Raw genomic sequence first — 20,702 nt, 5'->3', positions numbered from 1 at the left:
GGACGGGGGGGACGTGCCCCCGGCGCCCCGGCCGTCCCGGTGGGTCAGCGGATCGGCATGCCGGAGAGAGTGCGGGCGATCACCAGGCGCTGGATCTCGCTGGTGCCCTCGAAGATGGTGTAGATCGCCGCGTCGCGGTGCATCCGCTCCACCGGGTACTCGCGGGTGAAGCCGTTGCCGCCGAGGATCTGGACGGCCTGGGCGGTGACCTGCTTGGCGGTCTCGCTGGCGAAGAGCTTCGACATCGACCCCTCGGCCGAGGTGAAGGGCTTGTTGGTGGTGGCCATCCAGGAGGCGCGCCAGACGAGCAGCCGGGCCGCGTCGATCCGGGTGCGCATGTCGGCGAGCTGGAAGGCGATGCCCTGGTTGTCGATGATCGGGCGGCCGAACTGGGTGCGCGTCCTGGCGTAGTCGAGGGCGACCTCGTACGCGGCGCGGGCGGTGCCGACCGCCATGGCGCCGACGGCCGGGCGGGACGCCTCGAAGGTGGCCATCGCGGCGTTCTTCACGCGCTCGCCGCCGGACTTCGCCCGCTCGCGGGCACGGGCCAGGCGCTCGTCGAGCTTCTCCTTGCCGCCGAGGAGGCAGTGGCCGGGGACGCGGACGTCCTCCAGGACCACCTCGGCGGTGTGGGAGGCCCGGATGCCGTGCTTCTTGAACTTCTGCCCCTGGGAGAGACCGGGGGTGCCCGGCGGCACGATGAAGGAGGCGTGGCCCTTCGAGCCGAGTTCGGCGTCGACGACGGCCACCACGACGTGGACGTTGGCGATGCCGCCGTTGGTCGCCCAGGTCTTGGTGCCGTTGAGCACCCACTCGTCCTTGGCGGCGTCGTAGACGGCACGGGTGCGCATCGAGGCGACGTCGGAGCCGGCGTCGGGCTCGGACGAGCAGAAGGCCGCGAGCTTGACGTCGTCGGCGTCGCCGTACATCTGCGGGATCCAGGTGCCGATCTGCTCCTCGGTGCCGTTGGCCAGCACGCCGACGGCCGCCAGGCCCGTACCGACGATCGACAGGGCGATGCCCGCGTCGCCCCAGAAGAGCTCCTCCATCGCCACCGGGATGCCGAGGCCGGTGGGGTCGAAGAACTGCTGGGCGTAGAAGTCGAGCGAGTAGATGCCGACCTTGGCAGCCTCCTGGATGACGGGCCAGGGAGTCTCCTCACGCTCGTCCCACTCCGACGCCGCCGGCCGGATCACATCGGCTGCGAAACCGTGGAGCCAGTCGCGCACCTGCTTCTGGTCGTCGTTGAGCTCAAGCGTGAACTCCGCCATGTTCCCCTCCATGCACTGCCCGACATCGAGTTACTTACGGTAACAGCAGTCTGTTACCGGCAAGTAGCCGCTGTCAACCACACCTGGACCGGTCGGCACCCTTCGAAGGCGGGGTGTTACGTTGCCCGGGCGCGCACAAAGCGCCAGGCCAGAGGTGTCAGGGGTGGGGAAAGGGCGACAGATGGAGACCGCACGACAGGCCGATCGGCAGCGGACGGCGGCCGAGCAGCGGCGCAGGGAGCTGCTGGAGGCGGCCGACCGGGTGGTGCTCAGGGACGGCCCCAGGGCCTCCATGAACGCCATCGCCGCCGAGGCGGGCATCACCAAGCCGATCCTCTACCGCCACTTCGGCGACAAGGGCGGCCTCTACCGCGCCCTCGCACAGCGCCACACCGACGCCCTGCTCAGCAACCTGCGTGCGGCGCTCGATGCCCCGGCCGAACGCCGCCGGCGGGTGGAGAACACCCTCGACACCTACCTCGCGGCCATCGAGACCCGTCCGCAGGTCTACCGCTTCCTCATGCACCCGTCGGACGACACCCCCGCCCCCGAGCAGGGGTTCGACACGGGCCGCCACTCCGTCCCCCTGCTGCGGCGCCTGGGCGAGGAGCTCGGGCAGGTGATCGCGGAGCGGGTGGACCTCGGCGCGGACGGCGAGGAGACGGCCCGCATCTGGGGACACGGCATCGTCGGGATGATGCACGCGGCGGGCGACTGGTGGCTCGGCGACCGGCCCGTCCCGCGCGAACGGCTGGTGCGCAACCTCGCCGACCTGCTCTGGGGCCGACTGGCCGAGGTGGGCGACCGGCCGGGCGCACCCGGCTTCTAGGGCGTGTGCGGCGGTGCTCAGGACGTGGTTCGGTCCTGGGCGGCCCAGGGGGCCCGGCGGGCCTTGCGCAGCGCCCGCGCCCGGCGCAGTCCGGTCAGCCGGTCGGTGTAGACCGTGCCGTCCAGGTGGTCGCATTCGTGCTGGAGGCAGCGCGCGAACCAACCCGTACCGGTGATCTCCACCTCGTCGCCGGTGACGTCGCGTCCGCGTACCACCGCCCGGTCGAAGCGCGGGGTCCCGGCCTCGATGCCCGGCAGCGACAGACACCCCTCCGGGCCGCGTACGGTGATGCCGTCCGCCTCCACCAGCCGGGGGTTGACCACGTGGCCGAGGTGACGGACGTCGTCGTCGTCCGGGCAGTCGTACACGAACACCCTGAGCGGCACACCGATCTGGTTGGCCGCGAGGCCGACCCCGCGGGCCGCGTACATGGTGGCGAACATGTCCTCCACCAGCCGGGCGAGGGAGGGACCGAAATCGGTGACGTCCTCGCAGGCACGGTGGAGGACGGGGTCGCCGAGGGTGCTCACGGTACGAATGATTCCGGAACTGCCGGGGATCGGGCGGTTTCGCATGGCCGTAAGGGTACGGTCCGCCTTGACCGCCCCGTTCCGTGGTGCCGCGGTGCGGCCGTCGCTCCGGACATCGATAGGCTGGGCGTGGACCGATGCAAGGAGGATCTAGGACGATGGCAGGCAACACGGAGCCGTTGTCGCCGCGGGCCAAGCTGGCCGTGACGGCGGGCAAGGCCGCGGCGGCGGTGTCGCGCGCGGCGGGGCGTGGCAGCGGATCGGTGATCGGCGGCCGGGTGGCGCTCAAGCTCGACCCCGACCTGCTGGGGCGACTGGCGCAGCACCTGGACGTGATCCTCGTGTCGGCGACGAACGGCAAGACGACCACCACCCGGCTGATCGCCGAGGCGCTGCGGGCCGCCGGGCCCGTCGTCTCGAACGCGCTCGGCGCGAACATGCCCGCGGGCATCACCTCGGCGCTGGCCGGCGGCTCGGACGCCCGGTTCGGCGTGATCGAGGTCGACGAGAAGTACCTCGCCGGAGTGGCGCGCGACACCACGCCCAAGGCGATCGCACTGCTCAACCTCTCGCGCGACCAGCTCGACCGCGCCGCGGAGACGCGCATGCTGGCGGAGCACTGGCGCGAGGGACTGGCGGGCTCGAAGGCCGTCATCATCGCCAACGCGGACGACCCGCTGATCGTCTGGGCGGCCTCGTCCTCCCAGAACGTCGTGTGGGTGGCGGCCGGCCAGGCGTGGAAGGACGACGCCTGGTCCTGCCCCTCCTGCGGCGGTGTGATGCAGCGTCCCGGGGACGACTGGTTCTGCGGTCAGTGCGGTTTCCGCCGTCCGGCGCCGAGCTGGGCGCTCAACGGCGACTACGTGCTCGACCCGCACGGCTCCGCGTGGCCGATCCACCTCCAGCTGCCCGGTCGCGCGAACAAGGCGAACGCGACGTCGTCGGCCGCCGTGGCCGCCGTCTTCGGCGTGCCCCCGCAGGTGGCCCTGGAGCGGATGTACCAGGTGCAGGCCGTGGCGGGCCGCTACGACGTGGTCTCGTTCCACAACCGCGACCTGCGGCTGCTGCTGGCGAAGAACCCGGCCGGCTGGCTTGAGACGTTCTCGCTCATCGACCCGCCGCCGACGCCGGTGATCCTGTCCGTGAACGCGCGCGGCGCGGACGGCACGGACACCTCGTGGCTGTGGGACGTCGACTACACGCAGCTGTCCGGTCACCCGATCTTCGTGCTCGGGGACCGCAAGATGGACCTCGCCGTCCGGCTCGAAGTGGCCGGTCTGGACTTCCGCGTCTGCGAGACCCTGGACGAGGCCGTCCAGCTGGCCCCGCCCGGCCGCATCGAGGTCATCGCCAACTACACCGCCTTCCAGGATCTGCGCCGTCGTGTCGGCAACTGATCCCCGCCAGGGCCTCCGGAGAGGACGAAGCATGAGCAACAACGGTCTGCGTCTGGTCTGGGTCTACCCCGACCTCCTCAGCACCTACGGCGACCAGGGCAACGCCCTCGTCGTCGAGCGGCGGGCACGGCAGCGCGGTCTCGACGTGCAGCGGGTCGACGTACGCAGCGACCAGCCGATCCCCACGTCCGGTGACATCTACCTCATCGGCGGCGGTGAGGACCGGCCGCAGCGGCTGGCGGCGGAGCGGCTGCGCCGCGACGGCGGGCTGAGCCGGGCCGCGTCGAACGGCGCGATCATCTTCTCGGTCTGCGCGGGTTACCAGATCCTGGGCCACGAGTTCATCAACGACCTCGGGGAGCGGGAGCCCGGGCTCGGGCTGCTCGACGTGGTGACGACCCGCGGCGAGGGCGCGCGGTGCGTCGGTGACGTGCTCGGCGACATCGACCCGAACCTCGGTCTGCCGCCGCTCACCGGTTTCGAGAACCACCAGGGCGTCACCCACCTCGGTCCGACGGCGCGTCCGTTCGCCCGGGTCCGGGTGGGCCGCGGCAACGGCACCGGGGACGGCACCGAAGGCGCGTACAGCGACACCGTGTTCGGGACGTACATGCACGGTCCGGTGCTGGCGCGCAATCCGCAGATCGCCGATCTGCTGCTGAAGCTGGCCCTCGACGTCAACGCACTGCCGCCGGTGAACGACCACTGGTACGAGGCGCTGAGGTCGGAGCGGATCGCCGCGACGACCCAGCCGGCCTGATGTATCCGCCTTGTTTCAGCTGAGGTACACACCGTGTTTCGCCTGAGGCGATTCCGGCTCAACTGAGCGGAGTCCAGCAGGCGGACAGTGGGTTCGGTCCCGCCACCCTGCGCCGGTAGGGTGGCGGGTATTCAGCCGGACGACGCGGTCCGGTCGTCGGCCCACGTTGCAAAGGTTCCTCGGGCAATGCGCATTGGTGTCCTCACGTCCGGCGGCGACTGCCCCGGCCTCAACGCAGTCATCCGCTCCGTCGTGCACCGGGCGGTTGTCGACCACGGCGACGAGGTCATCGGCTTCCACGACGGCTGGCGCGGCCTGCTGGAATGCGACTACCGCAAGCTCGACCTGGACGCGGTCGGCGGCATCCTCGCCCTCGGCGGCACCATCCTCGGTTCGTCCCGGGTCCAGCCCGCGCACCTGCGCGGTGGCGTGGAGCGCGCCAAGGGGCACGTCGCCGACCTGGGTCTGGACGCGATCATCCCGATCGGCGGCGAGGGCACGCTGAAGGCGGCCAACCTCCTCTCCGAGGCGGGGCTGCCGATCGTCGGCGTACCGAAGACCATCGACAACGACATCGCCTCCACCGACGTCACCTTCGGCTTCGACACCGCGGTGGGTGTGGCCACCGAGGCGCTGGACCGGCTGAAGACGACTGCCGAATCGCACCAGCGGGTGCTGATCGTGGAGGTCATGGGCCGTCACACCGGCTGGATCGCCCTGCACTCGGGCATGGCGGCCGGCGCGCACGCCATCGTGGTGCCGGAGCGTCCGTTCCACATCGACGAGCTGACCAGGGTCGTCGGGGAGCGCTTCTCGGCCGGCAAGAAGTTCGCCATCGTGGTGGTCGCCGAGGGCGCCAAGCCGCAGGACGGCACGATGGACTTCGCCACCGGTTCCCAGGACATCTACGGGCACGAGCGCTTCGCGGGGATAGCGTCCCAGCTCTCGGTCGAACTGGAACAGCGTCTCGGCAAGGAGGCCCGCCCGGTCATTCTCGGCCACGTGCAGCGCGGTGGTACCCCGACGGCGTACGACCGGGTGCTGGCCACCCGGTTCGGCTGGCACGCGGTGGAGGCCGCGCACCGCGGCGAGTTCGGCATGATGACGGCGCTGCAGGGCACGGACATCACGATGGTGCCGCTGACCTCGGCGGTGGAGACCCTCAAGACCGTTCCGGCCGAGCGGTACGCCGAGGTGGAGTGCGTCCTCTGACGCCTCCCCCGACCCCGCTCCGGCTTTCGGCGAGGAGCGGCCACGACACCCCCGGGACTGCCCCCGGCCGCGAGTGCGGTCGGGGGCAGTCCTAGTCTGGACCGGACAACCGGCACGAATCGGGGACGTCCCCCAGCAGGAGTGAACAGATGGATCACGGCGGGCACGGCATGAACATGGATCTGCCGCCGTTCACACTGGGCCGCGGGCTCGCGTTCTCGGCGGACCCGTTCTTCCTGGTCGGCTGCCTCGCGGCGCTGGCCCTGTACGGCTGGGCCGTGGTGCGGCTGCGGCGCCGCGGGGACGAGTGGCCGGTCAACCGGATCGTCTTCTTCGTCGTCGGGGTGCTCAGCATCGCCCTGGTGATGTGCACCCGGCTGAACGACTACGGCATGGTCATGTTCAGCGTGCACATGATCCAGCACATGGTGATCAGCATGCTCTCGCCGATCCTGTTGCTGCTCGGCGCTCCGGTGACCCTCGCGCTGCGGGCGCTGCCGGTGGCGCGGCGGCGGGGCGGCAAGGGCCCGCGCGAACTGCTGCTGATGCTGCTGCACAGCCGCTACATGAAGATCATCACGCATCCGGTCTTCACGATCCCGCTGTTCATCGCCAGCCTCTACGCCCTGTACTTCACCCCGCTCTTCGACTTCCTCATGGGCTCGACGCCTGGGCACCTGGCGATGATGGTGCACTTCCTCGCGGTCGGGCTCGTCTTCTTCTGGCCGATCATGGGGATCGACCCCGGGCCGCACCGGCCCGGTTACGTGATGCGGATGCTGGAGCTGTTCGCGGGGATGCCGTTCCACGCGTTCTTCGGCATCGCGCTGATGATGGCGTCCCAGCCGATGGTCGAGTCGTACAAGCATCCCCCGGCCTCGCTGGGCGTCGACGCGCTGAGCGACCAGAGCTGGGCGGGCGGCATCGCCTGGGCCTTCAGCGAGGTGCCGTCCGTGCTGGTGCTGATCGCGCTGGTCTTCCAGTGGTACCGCTCCGACCAGCGGCTCGCGAAGCGCGAGGACCGGGCGGCGGACCGGAACGACGACCAGGAGCTGGCGGCTTACAACGCGTATCTCGCCTCTTTGCAGGCGCGTGGACGGTAGCGCCGCACCCGCCCGCGGGGCGACCATGGACGCAACGGCCGCGCGGCCGACGAGGAGCGTGCGCGCATGTCCGGATCGACGAAGTCCATGGGAGTCATCACCGTCGCGGCCCTGGTGGCGGTGACGGCGTACACGGTGGCGCTGGGGAGCAACGGCTGGCTCTGGTTCGGCTGGGTGGTGCTGGGGCTGTGCACGCTCGGCATGCTGGCCGTCCGGGACGCCTGACGGGGGCGGGCGGGGCGCCCGCCCAGGTGGTGTCCGGCGGATCAGGGCCGGCCACCACCTAGACTGGCGGGCCCCGCGCCCTTGGAAGGGTGTCCGGTACGAAGCAGCCCGAGGCCGATCCGGCAGAACGAGGTTCACCCTCCGTGTTCTACTACGTACTGAAGTACGCCGTGCTCGGCCCGCTGCTGCGGCTGCTCTTCCGGCCCCGCATCGAAGGGCTCGACCACATCCCCGCCGAGGGGGCCGCGATCGTCGCGGGCAACCACCTGTCCTTCTCGGACCACTTCCTGATGCCGGCCATGCTGAAGCGCCGCATCACCTTCCTGGCGAAGGCCGAGTACTTCACCGGCCCCGGGATCAAGGGAAAGCTGACGGCGGCGTTCTTCCACAGCATCGGCCAGATCCCGGTGGACCGGTCGGGCAAGGAGGCGGGCGCGGCGGCCATCCGTGAAGGACTCGGCGTCCTCGCCAAGGGCGAGCTGCTCGGCATCTACCCGGAGGGCACCCGCTCGCACGACGGGCGCCTCTACAAGGGCAAGGTGGGGGTCGCGGTGATGGCCATCAGGGCGGGGGTCCCGGTGATCCCCTGCGCGATGGTCGGCACCTTCGAGATCCAGCCGCCCGGACAGAAGGTGCCCAGCATCCGGCGGGTCACGATCCGTTTCGGGGAGCCGCTGGACTTCTCCCGGTACGCCGGGATGGACGGCCAGAAGGCGGCGATCCGGGCCGTCACGGACGAGATCATGTACGCGATCCTGAACCTGTCCGGGCAGGAGTACGTGGACGAGTACGCGGCGAAGGTGAAGGCCGCCGGTGTCGCTGCCGCGAAACGGCCCGGCCCGCAGCGCTGAGGTTCCCGGACTCCGTACGGCCCCGGGGTGCGGGTGGCCGAGGACGTGTCCCGGCCACCCGCACCCCGTTTCGAGGCGGGACCTGTGGTTACGGCACGGGCGTGGCGTGCGGGGCGCACGTCACGTCGTGCCGGTCGGTGCGGCCGGTGAGCAGGTAGGTGTCCACCCGGTCGTTGACGCAGGTGTTCACGAGGCCGGTGACCCCGTGCGATCCGGCGTCCTTCTCGGTGATCAGCCGGGAGCCCTTGAACCGCTGGTGCAGCTCGACCGCTCCCTCGTACGGGGTGGCGGCGTCACGCGTGGACTGCACGATCAGGACGGGCGGGAGGCCCTTGCCCGTCTTCACGTCCAGAGGGGTCTGGCGCTTGGTCGGCCAGGTGGTGCAGGGGAGGTTCATCCATGCGTTGGCCCAGGTCAGGAACGGGTAGTCGCGGTGCAGCCGGGTGTTGTCCCGGTCCCAGGTGCGCCAGCTGACCGGCCACTGCGCGTCCGCGCACTCGACCGCCGTGTAGACGGCGTTGCTGTTCTCGGTGGCGATGTTGCCCGCGGTGTCGCTCAGGTCGGGGGCGATGGCGTCGACGAGCGCCTGGGTGTCGCCGGCGAGGTAGGCGCTCCAGGTCCGTGCCACGGGTGCCCAGGAGGAGTCGTAGTACGGGGCGCTCTGGAAGAAGCCGGTGAGTTCGGCGGGGCCGACGACGCCGCCGATGGGGTTCTTCTTCGCGGCGGCGCGCAGGGTGAGCCAGGCCTGCTCGACCTTCTGCGGGGTGTCGCCGATGTGGTAGACGTCGTCGTGGCGGGCGACCCACGCCTGCCAGTCCTCCCAGCGGGTCTCGAAGGCGACGTCCTGGTTGAGGTTGGCCTCGTACCAGATGTTGCTCTGCGCCGGGTTGACGACGCTGTCCACGACCATGCGGCGCAGGTGTCCCGGGAAGAGCGTGCCGTAGACCGCCCCCAGGTAGGTGCCGTAGGAGACGCCCAGGTAGTTCAGCTTCTTCTCGCCGAGCGCCGCCCGGATCACGTCCAGGTCGCGCGCGGTGTTGAGGGTCGTCATCTGCGGCAGCAGATCGCCGCTGCGCTCGGCGCAGCCGGCCGCGTACTCGGCGGCGAGCTTGCGCTGGGCCAGCTTGTCGGCCTCGGTGTCGGGGACCGGGTCGGCCTTGGGTACCGCGACGTACTCCTGCGGGTCGGCGCAGGAGATGGGGGCGGAGTGGCCCACGCCGCGCGGGTCGAAGCCGACGAAGTCGTAGGCGGCGGCGACCTTGGTCCAGATCGGGTTCTTGTTGGTGATCCGGGTCGGGAAGCGCAGGCCGGAGCCGCCGGGGCCGCCGGGGTTGTAGACGAGGGCGCCTTGGCGCTCGGCGGGTGTCCCGGTGCTCACGTGGCGGTCGACGGAGAGCTTGATCTGCTTTCCGTACGGCTTCGCGTAGTCGAGCGGGACGGTCACCCAGCCGCACTGGATGGGCTTGGGGAGCGCGTAGTCGGCGGGACAGTCCGCCCAGTCGATGCCCGTGCGCGCCGCGCGTTCCGCGGCGATCGCGGCACCACGCGCCTCGGCCGCGCCGGTGTGCCGGTTGTCCGCTCCGGACGCCGGTACGGCCGTCATGCCCGCTATGAGCGTCCCCGCGATCAGAGTGCCGGCCGCGCCGAGCACTGCAGTGCGTCTCAAGTGGAACCTCCCCCAGGGGTGTCGCGCCGCGTGGAGCGGCGCGGATCTACGTTTCCCGTGGATCATTTCCCCTGTGAGCTTCCTGAGAACAGGGCGCACCACCCTTTCTTTGCCGAACCGATAACCGGTAACCGCTGTACTGCTCAGCGGACTTGAGAGGTTTTGCCGTTGAATCAGCTCATTGCAGAGGCTGTTGAACCTTCCAGTACGAGAGCAAGGGCATCGTCCAGGACGGCGCGCAGCAGGCGCGCGTCCTCTGCGACGGCCGTGACGAGTGCGGCGGGACCTGCCAGCGGGGTCAGTACGGCAGTGGGGCCGAGCAGACGGGAGGCCACTGGTTTCTCCTCGAACTCCGGTCTGACCAGGAGCAGTTGCCCGACAGCACGGTGGCCGCCCAGCACGGCGGGCCCGTCCCACCCCCCGGCGGCGCCGGGACCGTAGGAGAGCTCCTGGTCGAGCAGGGGGCGTCCGGCGCGCCGGACGGTGAGGCGGGTGGTCAGGGCGCCGGTGGGTTCGCCGTGGCGGCCGAGCACCTGCTCCTCCCGGAGCACCAGCCGTGCGGTGGGGGCGAGGTGGACGGTGGTGGCCATCCGCAGGTCGCTGCCCCGGGCGGAGATCAGCGGCTCGGGGAGCCAGTGCAGCTCCGCCTCGTCGCCCGCGGTCAGCCGGACGTCGTAGCGGGCGGGCCCGGGGCCGGGGAGTGCCACGGTGGCGGCGGCGGCGCCGACGGTGAGCCGTGCCCCGTCCCCGGCCTCCACCTCGACGGCGAGGCGGTCGCCGCCGAGGGGTGCGCTCATGGCGCCGACGACCGTGACCCCCGCGTACGGGGCGGGGGCGCGGGTCCGGCGGAGCGCGAGGGGGCCCTCGCTCTCCAGCACCGGCAGCGCGGTGGCGCCCCGCCCGTCCGCGACGGCGCGGACGCGGGCGGTCGCGGTGACGCTCACGAGGACCAGGCGGCGAGCTGTGAGCGCACCCAGCCGGCCACCGGGGCGACTCCGTCGGCGGAGGTCAACGAGGTGAAGACGACGGGCAGTTCGCCACGCTGCTTGGCGGCGTCCTCGGCCATCCGGCCCAGGTCGGAACCGACGTACGGGGCGAGGTCCGTCTTGTTGACGACGAGCAGGTCGGCGGTGGTCACGCCGGGTCCCCCCTTGCGCGGGATGTCGTCGCCGCCGGCCACGTCGATGACGAACACCTGGGCGTCGACGAGCCCCTTGGAGAAGGTGGCGGTGAGGTTGTCGCCGCCCGACTCGACCAGGATGAGGTCGAGCGGGCCGACGCTGTCCTCCAGGTCCTCGACCGCTTCGAGGTTGGCGGAGATGTCGTCGCGGATGGCGGTGTGGGGACAGGCGCCGGTTTCGACGGCCTGGATGCGCTCGGGCGGGAGGACCGCATTGCGGAGCAGGAACTCCGCATCCTCACGGGTGTAGATGTCGTTGGTGACCACGGCGATGGAGAACTGGTCGCGCAGGGTCCGGCAGAGGGCGGCGACGGTGGCGGTCTTGCCGGAACCGACCGGTCCGCCCAGTCCGATGCGCAGGGCGCGGCGCGTGCCGTCCGGCCGTGCGGCGTCCGCGCCGACCGCGGCGGGTCCGTCGTGCGAGTGGTCGAGATGCATGGTGCGGCTCCTGGGGGCGTGGGGTGCGTGGGCGCTGGGTGATGTCCGGCGGATCAGGGCCGGACATCACCCGGGGAGTGCGTCACGAGGCGAAGAGGCGGACCGGCCACGTGGCATGGGTCTCGGCGGCGATGTCGAGCAGCGGGGCGGAGGCGGCGGGCAGGGCGTCGATGCCCTGCCGGGCGGCCACGGTGGCCCGTTCGGCGACGCGGTCGAGTTCGGGGGCGAGCCGGGCGAGGACGGCGGTGGCCTCGAAGGGGTCGAGCGAGAGCAGCCGGACGACGGCGGTGGCGGGCCCGCCGACCGCTTCGTACGCGGCGCAGTACGCGGCGTCCTCGGGGGTCAGGCCGGCCGAGGCCGCGGTGAGTCCGAGGACGACGGGCTGGTGGGCGCCGCGGGGCCGGGCGGTCGCGAGCGCGTCCAGGGCCGGGCTCGGCCAGGTGGACCTGGCCGCCCTCATCAGCTGGCGGCCGAGCTTGCGGGCGGTGGCCCGCAGGGCGGGTGAGGGCGTACGGGCGTCCGCCGCCTCGTCGAGGGCGAGCGGGTCGTGGCCCAGGGCCGCCGCCGCGGCGAGCGCGGCGGCGGTGAGCCCGGTGGTGTGCAGACGGCCCCGGCAGAAGTCGGCGAGGTCGCCCGCGTCGCGGACGCGTCCCGCCGTGACGGCCGGTTCGGCCCCGCCGGAGTGGGCATGGCCTCCGGCGGGGAACCGGCCGTCGGCGAGGACGAGCAGGGCTGCGCGTGACATGGGTCCCGCCCGATCAGAAGAGGAAGTAACGCTGGGCCATGGGCAGTTCCCTGGCCGGTGCGGGTTCGACGAGGTCTCCGTCGATCGTCACGGCGAAGCTGTCCGGGTCGACCTCGACGCGGGGCAGAGCGTCGTTCTCCCGCATGTCCGCCTTGGTGACGCCCCGGGTGCCGGCGATCGGCACGAACCGCTTGCCGAGTCCGAGGCGTTCGGGCAGACCGTCCTCGATCGCCGCCGCCGAGACGAAGTTGAAGGAGTTGGAGGCGGGAGCCCTGCCGGTGGCACCGAACATCGGCCTCGGCAGGACCGGTTGGGGTGTCGGGATGGACGCGTTGGCGTCGCCCATCTGCGCGTACGCGATCTGCCCTCCCTTGATGACCAGTTGGGGCTTCACCCCGAAGAAGGCGGGGTCCCAGAGGACGAGGTCGGCGAGCTTGCCGGTCTCGACCGAGCCGATCTCGCGGTCGAGCCCCTGCGCCACCGCCGGGTTGATCGTGTACTTGGCGACATAGCGACGCACCCGGTGGTTGTCGGCCGCACCGTCGCCGGGGAGTGCGCCCCGGCGCGCCTTCATGACGTGCGCGGTCTGCCAGGTACGCAGGACGACCTCGCCGATCCGCCCCATGGCCTGGGAGTCGGAGGAGATGATCGAGATGGCGCCGAGGTCGTGCAGGATGTCCTCGGCGGCGATGGTGGAGGGCCGGATACGGGACTCGGCGAACGCGAGGTCCTCGGGAACGGCCGGGTTGAGGTGGTGGCAGACCATCAGCATGTCGAGGTGTTCCTCGATGGTGTTGACGGTGTGCGGGCGGGTCGGGTTGGTGGAGCTGGGCAGGACGTACGGCTCCGAGACGACGGTGATGATGTCGGGCGCGTGCCCGCCTCCGGCCCCCTCGGTGTGGTACGCGTGGATCGTGCGGCCCGCGATGGCGGCGAGGGTGTCCGCCACGAAACCGGCCTCGTTGAGGGTGTCCGTGTGGATGGCGAGCTGGGCGCCGCTCTCCTCGCAGACCCGCAGGCAGGCGTCGATGACGGCGGGCGTCGCCCCCCAGTCCTCGTGGATCTTGAACCCGAGCGCACCGCCGCGCAGTTGGGCGCGCATGGCCTCGTGGGACATGGTGTTGCCCTTGCCGAGGAGCCCGATGTTGACGGGGTACGCCTCCAGCGACGCGAACATCCGGGCGAGGTGCCAGGAGCCGGGGGTGACGGTGGTCGCCTTGGTGCCCTCGGCGGGCCCGGTTCCGCCGCCGACGAGGGTGGTGATCCCGGACGACAGCGCCTGGTCCACCAGGGTCGGCGAGATGAAGTGGACGTGCGCGTCGATGGCACCCGCCGTGAGGATCTTGCCGTTCCCCGCGATGATCTCCGTCTCGGGCCCGATGACGAGCCCGGGGTGGACGCCGTCCATGGTGTCGGGATTTCCGGCCTTGCCGATGCCGGTGATGCGCCCGTCGCGGATGCCGACGTCCGCCTTGACGATCCCCCAGTGGTCGATGACGACCGCACCGGTGATGACCGTGTCGGGGGCGCCCTCGGCGCGGCTGGTGCGGGCCTGTCCCATGGACTCCCGGATCACCTTGCCGCCGCCGAACACCGCCTCGTCGCCGGCCCGTCCGGGGCCGCCCGAGCGGTCCTCCTCGATCTCCACGAGCAGGGAGGTGTCGGCGAGCCGGATGCGGTCGCCGGTGGTGGGGCCGAACAGGTCGGCGTAGACGGCACGGTCGAGTTCAGCCATCGAGGGCACCTCCGGTTTCGCCACGCAGGCCGGGGACGACGCGGGCGCCTGCGAGCGGGACGAGTTCGACGTCCACGGGGATGCCGGGCTCGAAGCGCACGGCCGTCCCGGCGGCGATGTTCAGCCGCAGGCCGTGGGCGGCCCCCCGGTCGAAGTCGAGGCCGGGATTGGCCTCGGCGAAGTGGTAGTGCGAGCCGACCTGGACGGGGCGGTCGGCCGCGTTGAGGACGGTGATCCGGGTGACCGGCCGGCCCTCGTTGATCGGCACGGCCCCGTCCGCGTACAGGATCTCTCCGGGAATCACGGCGCCCCTCAGACGATCGGATCGTGGACGGTGACGAGTTTGGTGCCGTCCGGGAAGGTGGCCTCCACCTGGACGTCGTGGATCATCTCGGGGATGCCGTCCATGACGTCGGCGCGGGTGAGCACCTTCCGTCCGGACGCCATGAGTTCGGCGACGGTCCGCCCGTCGCGCGCGCCCTCCAGGATGTGCGACGTGATCAGCGCGACCGCCTCCGGGTGGTTGAGCCGGAGCCCGCGCGCCCGGCGTCTCCCGGCGACGTCGGCGGCCACATGGATGAGCAGGCGCTCCTGCTCGTGCGGGGTGAGTTGCACGCTTCCACCTCATCGTCTCGCGCCCGGTCGGGTCCCTGGACGCGGCGGAGCCGCCTCGGACGACGACAGCTCGTCGCCCGCCGATGCGGGCACACCGGCCAGACACCGCACGTTAGGGCGGAAGTTTTTCCGTCGCGTTAACTGGGCCGGTCACGTGGCGACACCGTCCGGTACGGGGGCACGGCCCCGGCGGGCCGGACCGTCCCCGGAACGGTCCCGCCGGCCTGCCCGCACCCTCCTCGCCTCGTATACGGCGCGCACCGGGCCGGGGCGCGCACCGCGTACCGGCCCGGGGGCGTCCGGGGGCCGACATGGTCCGGCGGTCGCACGGGTAGTAATCCAGCAGCCCGCCCTGCCCGGACCGGTGGGGGGCGGCCGTCGGGCGGGTCGCCGACGGCATCGCCGGTGACATCGGCCGTGACCCCTTCGTCCTCGACGCCGCAACCACCGCGCTCACGGCCCGTCCGGCCGCGTCGGGGAGCACCGCACCGCGTACCCGCCACAGCGCCCCACGAGGTGAGTCCCCATGCTGCCGCCGGAGTTGCCGTCCCTGCCCGCACTGACCCACGCGGAGGCCGAGTTCATCGACCGTTACCTCGCCGTCCTCGACCAGGTGGGCCGGATCAACCCGGCCCGGGGCAGCGACACCTACGCGGCGCTGCGGGCCGCCCAGGCGCTGGCCTCGCACGCCGCGACACTGCGGGACGCCTTGGCGCTGATGCACGAGCGCGGCGAGGACCGGATCCACGCGGCCACGCTGGCCCGGGCGCTGCGCGCGCTGGACGGGGAGCGGCGGGCGGGGCGGGTCTCCGTACCGCCCGGGAGAGCGAGTTGACGGGCCCGGTCCGCGCCGGAAGGCGACCGGCGCCCCCGCCTCGGCCCCGGCCCCGGCCACGGCGATGTCGGCCGATCATGTTCCGTACGCTCCTGAACATGAATCGCTCCACCGGGCCCCTGCGGCCCCTCACCCGGCTCGTCGGCGGGGACATATGCGCCTACGAGCCGACCGCCGACGCCTGGGGTGCTCTGTCGCCCGCCAGGGTCTTCCGGCCGTCGGCCGGGGACGAGGTCGTCGAGCACACCGCTCCCACCGGCCTTCATCAGGTCTTCTACACGACTCTGAGCGCTGCCGTCTGCGTAACGGCCGCGGGGACCGAACTCTGGCGGTCGGAGTTCGAACCCGAGTCGGACGAGCGGTTCGGGCACCGCCCCGGCTGCGCCCTCTCGTCCGACGGACTCACGGTCTGGGTCTACCGGCCCGACGCCATGGCCGGGCGCGACCGCCCGGACCAGTGGGTCGCCCTGGACGCGGGAACCGGAGCGGTACTCGGGCAGGCGGATCTGGACACGGTCGGGCACGGTGGTACCCAGCTCGCGCACCGGGCGAGCGGCGAAGTCCTCCTCGACGTGGGCGAGGGACAGGACGGATCGGTCATCCACCGGGCGTCGGTGTCGGGTGGGCGGATGAACCTCTTCCGCTATCCCTGGGACGACAGGGTTCTCATCGGTCTGTCGCCGGACGGGCGGCACTTCATGACGGTCGACCACTCCCAGACCGACATGGCCGTCCACGCGTACCCCGGCGGCGAAGTGACGTTCTCCCTCTCCGTCGAGGCCCTCGGGCACGATCCGGACGAGGTCTTCGTGGAGTGGAGCGGCGGCTACCTGGACCCGGACACCGTCGTCGTCACCGTCGTCGGCGAGACCGAGGACATGGAGGAGTGGTTCCGCCACACCCGCGTCGACGCGCGGACCGGCGAGGTCCGAGGCGTCTTCGACGCACACGGCGAGAATCCCTACGACATCCAGCCGCTCGGGGACGGGTCCTGGCTCACCGCCGGCCCGGACGGCCACCCGATCCGCCGGAGGACCCCGTAGGACTCGGCGACGGCGACCCCGCACGGGATCCGGGCCGGACCGGAGCCGTTTCTCCGCTTCCGGCGACACGCCCGTGATGAATTTCCGATTTTCCGCCCGTTCGGCGCAGGGTTTCGGCCCGCCGGGCCTCCCTCCCGATTTGCGCTCCCCGGTGCCCTCCCCGTGCCCCAAGTACCGCACTGCGCAGCCGCGGTGGAGGCGCCCGGGGTGCGCGCCCCCGGCCGCGCCGGACGCTCCCCCACTCTCCCGGCGCAACGTCGGCCGACCGTCCTCACCTCCTCTGCCACCTCGAAAATCCCGCACGGCCTGGGTCAAGATCCCTGGGACGACAAGCCCCCGCCACCCCGACGGGGCGGTCCGCGCGGACGCCGAGTCCTGCCGCCGAGCGGATGACGGGTCGACAGGAGTGGATCGGCAGGAGTGGAGGACCCGAGCACTACGGGCCGACCGGGCAACCGGCCGTCCCTCGGGGTGAAGCCGCGACATGCGGCCGGGCGACTTCGCCAGCCCGAACCCGACAGGTCATCTTTCACAGGCGGCTGACGAAGGGTTGCGCATGACTGCGCAGGTTCATGTCCCGTCTCTGCTCACCCGGGCCGGTACGGCCTCGGTCCTCACTCTGGCCCTCAGCTCGACCATGCTGGCCCCCGGCCTGGTCTCCGACGCCGAGGCCGCCGCCCAGTCGACGAAGGCGCTCCGGGTCGCCGCGTCCAAGAAGGGCTCCCCCTATCAGTGGGGCGCCACCGGCCCCCGGCGGTTCGACTGCTCCGGGCTGACGCTCTACTCGTTCAAGCGGGTCGGCAAGAAGCTGCCCCGCACGGCGCAGCAGCAGTACAACAAGACGCGCCACATCACCTCCTCGCAGCGCAGGAGGGGCGACCTGGTCTTCTTCCACAGCGGTCGCAGCGTGTACCACGTGGGCATCTACGCCGGAAACGGCAAGATCTGGCACTCCCCGAAGACCGGTGCCGTGGTGCGGCTGGAGCGGATCTGGACGAAGCGGGTCTGGTACGGACGGGTGCGCTGACGTACACCGGGCCCGTGCCGCCGGTGTGCGGCGCCCGGCCCGGACGCGGCGACGCGCGACGACCCCGCCGGGTCGCACGGCCGCCCCGTCCGGGCCGGGTGCGGCGTCAGCCCCGCACCGGTACGGACCACGGCAGCACGACCCACACGGTCTTGCCGCCGTCCTCGGTCGGAGTGACGCCGAACCGGCCGCCGCACTCCCTGGCCAGGACCCGGATGATCGCCAGGCCGCGCCCGTTGTCCCGTTGTACGGCCGGGGGCAGCCTTCTGGGCCACCGGGGGTGGCTGTCCGTCACCTCCAGCCTCAGTTCCTCGTCCCGGTCGAGCACCAGCCGCACCGTGAACGTGGGCGACTGGCCGAGTGTGTGCAGGACCGCGTTGGTCGCGAGCTCCGAGACGATCAGCAGGATCGTCCCGGTGTCCTCCGTGTCGTCGCGCATGCCCCACTCCGCGAGTACGCGGGCCACGTGTCTGCGGGCCGCGGACACCGACACCGGATCGCTCGGCAGGGTGACATGTGCTTCCTGATGATCTGCCATGGCGACGCCGTCCCTTTCCGCCCGGCCGACCCCTATCGGCCCGGATTGTGCCTGGCGCCAGAGTGCCACCGCCGGACCCCGCGCAAGCACGATCTGCCGAGATATGCATATATCTATCGCTCAATGCGGTGAACTCCGGCTCACCGGAGCTCGAACATTCGGCACACTGGCTTCCAGGTCGGCCGACGGAGCGGTCGGCCGTGCCGCGCCCGGCGGAAGGAGACCGGAATGGGCAACGGCCCCGTCGTGCGCCGTCGCAAACTCGGGGAAGAGCTGAGGAGTCTGCGCCACTCGTCGGGACTCACCAGCCAACAGGCGGCCTCGCTGCTCGGCTGGCACCAGTCGAAGGTGAGCAGGATCGAGACGGGCGCGAGCGGCGTGTCCCCGGCCGACGTCGGCCGGCTGCTCGACGCGTACGCCGTCGTCGATCCCGAACTGCGCACCCTCCTCTCGGCACTGGCCGGGTCGGCGGACGGCCGGGACACGGGCTGGTGGCACGCCTACCGGGGCGTCATTCCGCCGCAGTACCGCGACTTCATCGCTCTGGAGGCGCAGGCCGAGACCGCGAGGACGCTGGAGACCTCGGTGGTCCCCGGACTGCTCCAGACCGCCGACTACGCGCGGTCGGTCACCGAGTCCGCACTGGACGGCATAGCGGGGGACCATCTGGACGCCCTGGTCGAGGTACGGCTCGCCCGCCAGTCGGTGCTGCGGTGCGAGGCCCCGCTCCGGCTCACCGCCGTGCTCGACGAGGCGGTGCTGCGGCGCGAGGTGGGCGGGCGGCGCGTGATGCGCGCCCAGCTCGACCATCTCGCGCACATGTCGGAACTTCCGCACGTGGAGATCCAGTTGGTTCCGTTCAGCGCCGGTGGGTACGTCGGACTGACCGGCCCCTTCGTCATCTTCTCTTTTCCGACAACTTCGGCTCTGGATGTGGTCGTTCTCGACCACTTGACGCGTAGTCACTATCTGGAGCGGAAAGAAGATCTGGAGGCGTACGGTTCCGCCTTCCGCACCATGCGGGAACGCGCACTCTCGCCCGAGCGGTCGCGGGACCTCATCACGGCGATCGGCCGCCAGGACGCGGGCCGCGCGTAGCGCCGTCGGCCCGGCAGCGTCCACCGACCCGAAGGAGCACCATGCCCGAACGCCCGGCACCGCCCGCCGTCCCGTGGCGCCGCAGCAGTCGCAGCACCGGTATGAACAACTGCGTGGAGACGGCGGTAGTCGGACCGACCCTGCTCTCCGTGCGCGATTCCAAGGACGTGGACCGGGCCCGTCTGTCCTTCTCCGCACCCGCCTGGAGCGCGTTCGTGTCCGGTCTCCAGGACCCCGGCACGGACGGGGCGCGGGGCTGAGCGCACCGGACCCGGGACCGCCGCGAGCGCACCGGCCGCGGCGCCCCGGGCGGGCCTCCGCTCTCCGGTCAGGCGGTGCCCCTCGGAGCCGTACGGACGATCGTGTCCAGGGCGGTGTCGACGCGGTCGTCCGTCAGGTCGGCCCGGGCGGTGAGCCGCAGGCGCGAGACGCCGTCCGGGACCGACGGCGGGCGGAAGCATCCCACCGCGAGGCCGGCCTCCCGGCAGTCCGCCGCCCAGCGGACCGCCGACTCGGGGGAAGGCGCCCGCACGGAGACGACGGCGGCGTCCGGGCGGGCCGCACTCAGCCCCTCCGCAGTCAGCCGCTCGTACATCCGGGTGGCGACCTCGCGCACCCGGACGGCGCGTTCCGGCTCCCTGCGCAGCACCGCGAGGCTCGCGAGCGCGGCCCCGGCGGAGGCGGGTGCCAGCCCGGTGTCGAAGATGAACGTACGGGCCGTGTTGACGAGATGACGGATCACCGACGCGGGTCCCAGGATCGCGCCGCCCTGGCTGCCCAGGGACTTGGAGAGGGTGAGCGTGGCCACCAGCCCCTCGTCGCCCGCCAGCCCGCAGGCGGCCGGGGCGCCCCGGCCGCCCGCTCCGAGCACCCCGAGACCGTGCGCGTCGTCGACGACCAGTCCGGCGCCCGTGCTCCGGCAGACGGCGGCGAGGGCGGCGAGCGGGGCGGCGTCCCCGTCGACGGAGAAGACCGAGTCGGAGACCACCAGCGCCGGTCCGGTGCGGGACTCCAGCGCCTTGCGGACCGCCTCGGGGTCGGCGTGCGCCACCACCTCGGTCCGCGCGCGGGCCAGTCGGCAACCGTCCACGATCGAGGCGTGGTTGGCCGCGTCGGAGACGATGAGGCCGTCGGCGCGGGAGAGAGCGGTGAGCGCGGCCAGGTTCGCCGCGTAGCCGGAGGAGAACACCAGGGCTGCCTCGAAGCCGCAGAAGTCGGCGAGTTCGCTTTCGAGTTCCGCGTGGAGGTCGGTGGAGCCGGTGACCAGGCGTGAGCCCGTGGCGCCCGCACCCCACTTCCGGGCCGCCCCGGCCGCCGCCCCGGTCACCTCGGGGTGCCGGGTGAGCCCGAGGTAGTCGTTGCTCGCGAGGTCCAGTACCTCGGTTCCGGCAGGTCGCGGGCGCAGCGTGCGGACGAGTCCGGCGGCGGCGCGGCGGCCGGACTCCTCCTCGGTCCAGTCGAACGGGGTGAAGGCCATCGGGGGGTCCCTTTTGTAGGCAGCTCACAGAGGGTAGCCGGGGGCGCAGCCGGTCAGGGTGTGGCAATACACACACATGCTCCCTCTCTCTCCTGTCGGGTTCCTCCTTGGCCGATGGCCGTGGTGT

The 20,702-nt window shown here is 71.9% G+C and carries 23 protein-coding genes and 1 riboswitch; of the genes, 12 read left to right on the top strand and 11 right to left on the bottom strand.

What is annotated here, in order from left to right; genetic code table 11:
• Nucleotides 1-44: 44 nt before the first annotated feature.
• Nucleotides 45-1,271: an acyl-CoA dehydrogenase family protein gene (locus ACFWEE_RS29720; protein WP_386893786.1), complete on the bottom strand. Its 1,227-nt coding sequence runs from the start codon at nucleotides 1,269-1,271 to the stop codon at nucleotides 45-47.
• 181 nt (nucleotides 1,272-1,452) lie between these two features.
• Between ACFWEE_RS29720 and ACFWEE_RS29715 the strand changes: the two genes are divergently transcribed.
• Entirely contained in the window at nucleotides 1,453-2,100 is a 648-nt protein-coding gene (locus tag ACFWEE_RS29715) for a TetR family transcriptional regulator (protein WP_386893784.1), read from the top strand.
• A gap of 17 nt (nucleotides 2,101-2,117) precedes the next feature.
• Here the strand turns inward: ACFWEE_RS29715 and def are convergent, their stop codons facing one another.
• The gene (gene def / locus ACFWEE_RS29710) at nucleotides 2,118-2,675 is read right to left on the bottom strand and encodes a peptide deformylase (protein ID WP_386893782.1); all 558 of its coding nucleotides are present in this window, start codon (nucleotides 2,673-2,675) and stop codon (nucleotides 2,118-2,120) included.
• Between the two features lie 113 nt (nucleotides 2,676-2,788).
• Between def and ACFWEE_RS29705 the strand changes: the two genes are divergently transcribed.
• From ACFWEE_RS29705 to ACFWEE_RS29680, 6 genes are all read left to right on the top strand, one after another.
• A complete protein-coding gene (locus tag ACFWEE_RS29705; protein WP_327174413.1) occupies nucleotides 2,789-4,027 on the top strand; it encodes a MurT ligase domain-containing protein in 1,239 nt (412 codons plus the stop codon).
• Between the two features lie 31 nt (nucleotides 4,028-4,058).
• On the top strand, nucleotides 4,059-4,787 hold the full coding sequence (locus ACFWEE_RS29700) for a type 1 glutamine amidotransferase (protein ID WP_386893780.1): 729 nt from the start codon (nucleotides 4,059-4,061) through the stop codon (nucleotides 4,785-4,787).
• Nucleotides 4,788-4,973: 186 nt separating this feature from the next.
• Entirely contained in the window at nucleotides 4,974-5,999 is a 1,026-nt protein-coding gene (locus ACFWEE_RS29695) for a 6-phosphofructokinase (RefSeq protein ID WP_386893778.1), read from the top strand.
• 149 nt (nucleotides 6,000-6,148) lie between these two features.
• A complete protein-coding gene (locus tag ACFWEE_RS29690; protein WP_386893776.1) occupies nucleotides 6,149-7,102 on the top strand; it encodes a cytochrome c oxidase assembly protein in 954 nt (317 codons plus the stop codon).
• Between the two features lie 66 nt (nucleotides 7,103-7,168).
• Nucleotides 7,169-7,327, top strand: coding sequence for a hypothetical protein (locus tag ACFWEE_RS29685; protein ID WP_327174417.1), 159 nt, complete (start codon nucleotides 7,169-7,171; stop codon nucleotides 7,325-7,327).
• A 143-nt stretch (nucleotides 7,328-7,470) separates the two neighbouring features.
• Nucleotides 7,471-8,178: a lysophospholipid acyltransferase family protein gene (locus ACFWEE_RS29680; RefSeq protein ID WP_386893773.1), complete on the top strand. Its 708-nt coding sequence runs from the start codon at nucleotides 7,471-7,473 to the stop codon at nucleotides 8,176-8,178.
• A gap of 88 nt (nucleotides 8,179-8,266) precedes the next feature.
• Here ACFWEE_RS29680 and ACFWEE_RS29675 read toward each other — a convergent pair whose 3' ends face one another.
• The 7 genes from ACFWEE_RS29675 to ACFWEE_RS29645 all read right to left on the bottom strand — a co-directional run bounded on the left by ACFWEE_RS29675 (nucleotide 8,267) and on the right by ACFWEE_RS29645 (nucleotide 14,557).
• Nucleotides 8,267-9,844 (bottom strand): alpha/beta hydrolase, encoded by a 1,578-nt coding sequence (locus ACFWEE_RS29675; protein WP_386893771.1) that lies wholly within the window; start codon nucleotides 9,842-9,844, stop codon nucleotides 8,267-8,269.
• A 173-nt stretch (nucleotides 9,845-10,017) separates the two neighbouring features.
• Nucleotides 10,018-10,788, bottom strand: coding sequence for an urease accessory protein UreD (locus ACFWEE_RS29670; protein WP_386893769.1), 771 nt, complete (start codon nucleotides 10,786-10,788; stop codon nucleotides 10,018-10,020).
• On the bottom strand, nucleotides 10,785-11,462 hold the full coding sequence (gene ureG, locus ACFWEE_RS29665) for an urease accessory protein UreG (protein ID WP_386893767.1): 678 nt from the start codon (nucleotides 11,460-11,462) through the stop codon (nucleotides 10,785-10,787). The genes ACFWEE_RS29670 and ureG overlap by 4 nt, the downstream gene beginning before the upstream one ends.
• An 82-nt stretch (nucleotides 11,463-11,544) precedes the next feature.
• Nucleotides 11,545-12,207, bottom strand: coding sequence for an urease accessory protein UreF (locus tag ACFWEE_RS29660; RefSeq protein WP_386893765.1), 663 nt, complete (start codon nucleotides 12,205-12,207; stop codon nucleotides 11,545-11,547).
• Nucleotides 12,208-12,220: 13 nt separating this feature from the next.
• On the bottom strand, nucleotides 12,221-13,942 hold the full coding sequence (locus tag ACFWEE_RS29655; RefSeq protein WP_386893763.1) for an urease subunit alpha: 1,722 nt from the start codon (nucleotides 13,940-13,942) through the stop codon (nucleotides 12,221-12,223).
• Nucleotides 13,935-14,246, bottom strand: coding sequence for an urease subunit beta (locus ACFWEE_RS29650; protein ID WP_386893761.1), 312 nt, complete (start codon nucleotides 14,244-14,246; stop codon nucleotides 13,935-13,937). Before ACFWEE_RS29650 ends, ACFWEE_RS29655 begins: the two co-directional genes overlap by 8 nt.
• Before the next feature lie 8 nt (nucleotides 14,247-14,254).
• Complete coding sequence (locus ACFWEE_RS29645) at nucleotides 14,255-14,557, bottom strand: urease subunit gamma (RefSeq protein WP_386893759.1); 303 nt, start codon at nucleotides 14,555-14,557, stop codon at nucleotides 14,255-14,257.
• A 526-nt stretch (nucleotides 14,558-15,083) separates the two neighbouring features.
• On the opposite strand from ACFWEE_RS29645, the gene ACFWEE_RS29640 reads away from it, so the two are divergent.
• From ACFWEE_RS29640 to ACFWEE_RS29630, 3 genes are all read left to right on the top strand, one after another.
• The gene (locus tag ACFWEE_RS29640) at nucleotides 15,084-15,392 is read left to right on the top strand and encodes a hypothetical protein (protein WP_386893758.1); all 309 of its coding nucleotides are present in this window, start codon (nucleotides 15,084-15,086) and stop codon (nucleotides 15,390-15,392) included.
• A 98-nt stretch (nucleotides 15,393-15,490) separates the two neighbouring features.
• A complete protein-coding gene (locus tag ACFWEE_RS29635) occupies nucleotides 15,491-16,435 on the top strand; it encodes a hypothetical protein (protein WP_386893756.1) in 945 nt (314 codons plus the stop codon).
• A gap of 449 nt (nucleotides 16,436-16,884) precedes the next feature.
• Nucleotides 16,885-16,963: riboswitch (cyclic di-AMP (ydaO/yuaA leader) on the top strand.
• A gap of 28 nt (nucleotides 16,964-16,991) precedes the next feature.
• Nucleotides 16,992-17,462, top strand: a complete 471-nt coding sequence (locus ACFWEE_RS29630) for a C40 family peptidase (protein WP_327174426.1) — start codon at nucleotides 16,992-16,994, stop codon at nucleotides 17,460-17,462.
• A 106-nt stretch (nucleotides 17,463-17,568) separates the two neighbouring features.
• On the opposite strand, the gene ACFWEE_RS29625 is transcribed toward ACFWEE_RS29630, so the two are convergent.
• On the bottom strand, nucleotides 17,569-18,000 hold the full coding sequence (locus tag ACFWEE_RS29625) for an ATP-binding protein (RefSeq protein WP_386893754.1): 432 nt from the start codon (nucleotides 17,998-18,000) through the stop codon (nucleotides 17,569-17,571).
• A gap of 228 nt (nucleotides 18,001-18,228) precedes the next feature.
• Here ACFWEE_RS29625 and ACFWEE_RS29620 point away from each other — a divergent pair, with 228 nt between their 5' ends.
• Nucleotides 18,229-19,098: a helix-turn-helix domain-containing protein gene (locus ACFWEE_RS29620; protein WP_386893752.1), complete on the top strand. Its 870-nt coding sequence runs from the start codon at nucleotides 18,229-18,231 to the stop codon at nucleotides 19,096-19,098.
• 41 nt (nucleotides 19,099-19,139) lie between these two features.
• Nucleotides 19,140-19,358, top strand: coding sequence for a DUF397 domain-containing protein (locus tag ACFWEE_RS29615; protein ID WP_386893750.1), 219 nt, complete (start codon nucleotides 19,140-19,142; stop codon nucleotides 19,356-19,358).
• Nucleotides 19,359-19,426: 68 nt separating this feature from the next.
• Here the strand turns inward: ACFWEE_RS29615 and ACFWEE_RS29610 are convergent, their stop codons facing one another.
• Nucleotides 19,427-20,575: an 8-amino-7-oxononanoate synthase gene (locus ACFWEE_RS29610; protein ID WP_386893748.1), complete on the bottom strand. Its 1,149-nt coding sequence runs from the start codon at nucleotides 20,573-20,575 to the stop codon at nucleotides 19,427-19,429.
• Between the last annotated feature and the right edge of the window lie 127 nt (nucleotides 20,576-20,702).

Source organism: Streptomyces sp. NPDC060184, assembly GCF_042728795.1.
In the GTDB taxonomy this organism is placed as follows: Bacteria; Actinomycetota; Actinomycetes; order Streptomycetales; family Streptomycetaceae; genus Streptomyces.
This window is presented reverse-complemented; position numbering and strand designations above follow the sequence as displayed.

Coding starts and splice junctions, on each gene's coding strand:
- ACFWEE_RS29690 (WP_386893776.1), top strand. CDS start 6,149: ATGGATCACGGCGGGCACGGCATGAACATGGATCTGCCGCCGTTCACA.
- ACFWEE_RS29625 (WP_386893754.1), bottom strand. CDS start 18,000: ATGGCAGATCATCAGGAAGCACATGTCACCCTGCCGAGCGATCCGGTG.
- ACFWEE_RS29620 (WP_386893752.1), top strand. CDS start 18,229: ATGGGCAACGGCCCCGTCGTGCGCCGTCGCAAACTCGGGGAAGAGCTG.
- ACFWEE_RS29695 (WP_386893778.1), top strand. CDS start 4,974: ATGCGCATTGGTGTCCTCACGTCCGGCGGCGACTGCCCCGGCCTCAAC.
- ACFWEE_RS29610 (WP_386893748.1), bottom strand. CDS start 20,575: ATGGCCTTCACCCCGTTCGACTGGACCGAGGAGGAGTCCGGCCGCCGC.
- ACFWEE_RS29660 (WP_386893765.1), bottom strand. CDS start 12,207: ATGTCACGCGCAGCCCTGCTCGTCCTCGCCGACGGCCGGTTCCCCGCC.
- ACFWEE_RS29655 (WP_386893763.1), bottom strand. CDS start 13,942: ATGGCTGAACTCGACCGTGCCGTCTACGCCGACCTGTTCGGCCCCACC.
- ACFWEE_RS29615 (WP_386893750.1), top strand. CDS start 19,140: ATGCCCGAACGCCCGGCACCGCCCGCCGTCCCGTGGCGCCGCAGCAGT.
- ACFWEE_RS29720 (WP_386893786.1), bottom strand. CDS start 1,271: ATGGCGGAGTTCACGCTTGAGCTCAACGACGACCAGAAGCAGGTGCGC.
- ACFWEE_RS29700 (WP_386893780.1), top strand. CDS start 4,059: ATGAGCAACAACGGTCTGCGTCTGGTCTGGGTCTACCCCGACCTCCTC.
- ureG (WP_386893767.1), bottom strand. CDS start 11,462: ATGCATCTCGACCACTCGCACGACGGACCCGCCGCGGTCGGCGCGGAC.
- ACFWEE_RS29685 (WP_327174417.1), top strand. CDS start 7,169: ATGTCCGGATCGACGAAGTCCATGGGAGTCATCACCGTCGCGGCCCTG.
- ACFWEE_RS29630 (WP_327174426.1), top strand. CDS start 16,992: ATGACTGCGCAGGTTCATGTCCCGTCTCTGCTCACCCGGGCCGGTACG.
- def (WP_386893782.1), bottom strand. CDS start 2,675: ATGCGAAACCGCCCGATCCCCGGCAGTTCCGGAATCATTCGTACCGTG.
- ACFWEE_RS29705 (WP_327174413.1), top strand. CDS start 2,789: ATGGCAGGCAACACGGAGCCGTTGTCGCCGCGGGCCAAGCTGGCCGTG.
- ACFWEE_RS29635 (WP_386893756.1), top strand. CDS start 15,491: ATGAATCGCTCCACCGGGCCCCTGCGGCCCCTCACCCGGCTCGTCGGC.
- ACFWEE_RS29715 (WP_386893784.1), top strand. CDS start 1,453: ATGGAGACCGCACGACAGGCCGATCGGCAGCGGACGGCGGCCGAGCAG.
- ACFWEE_RS29640 (WP_386893758.1), top strand. CDS start 15,084: ATGCTGCCGCCGGAGTTGCCGTCCCTGCCCGCACTGACCCACGCGGAG.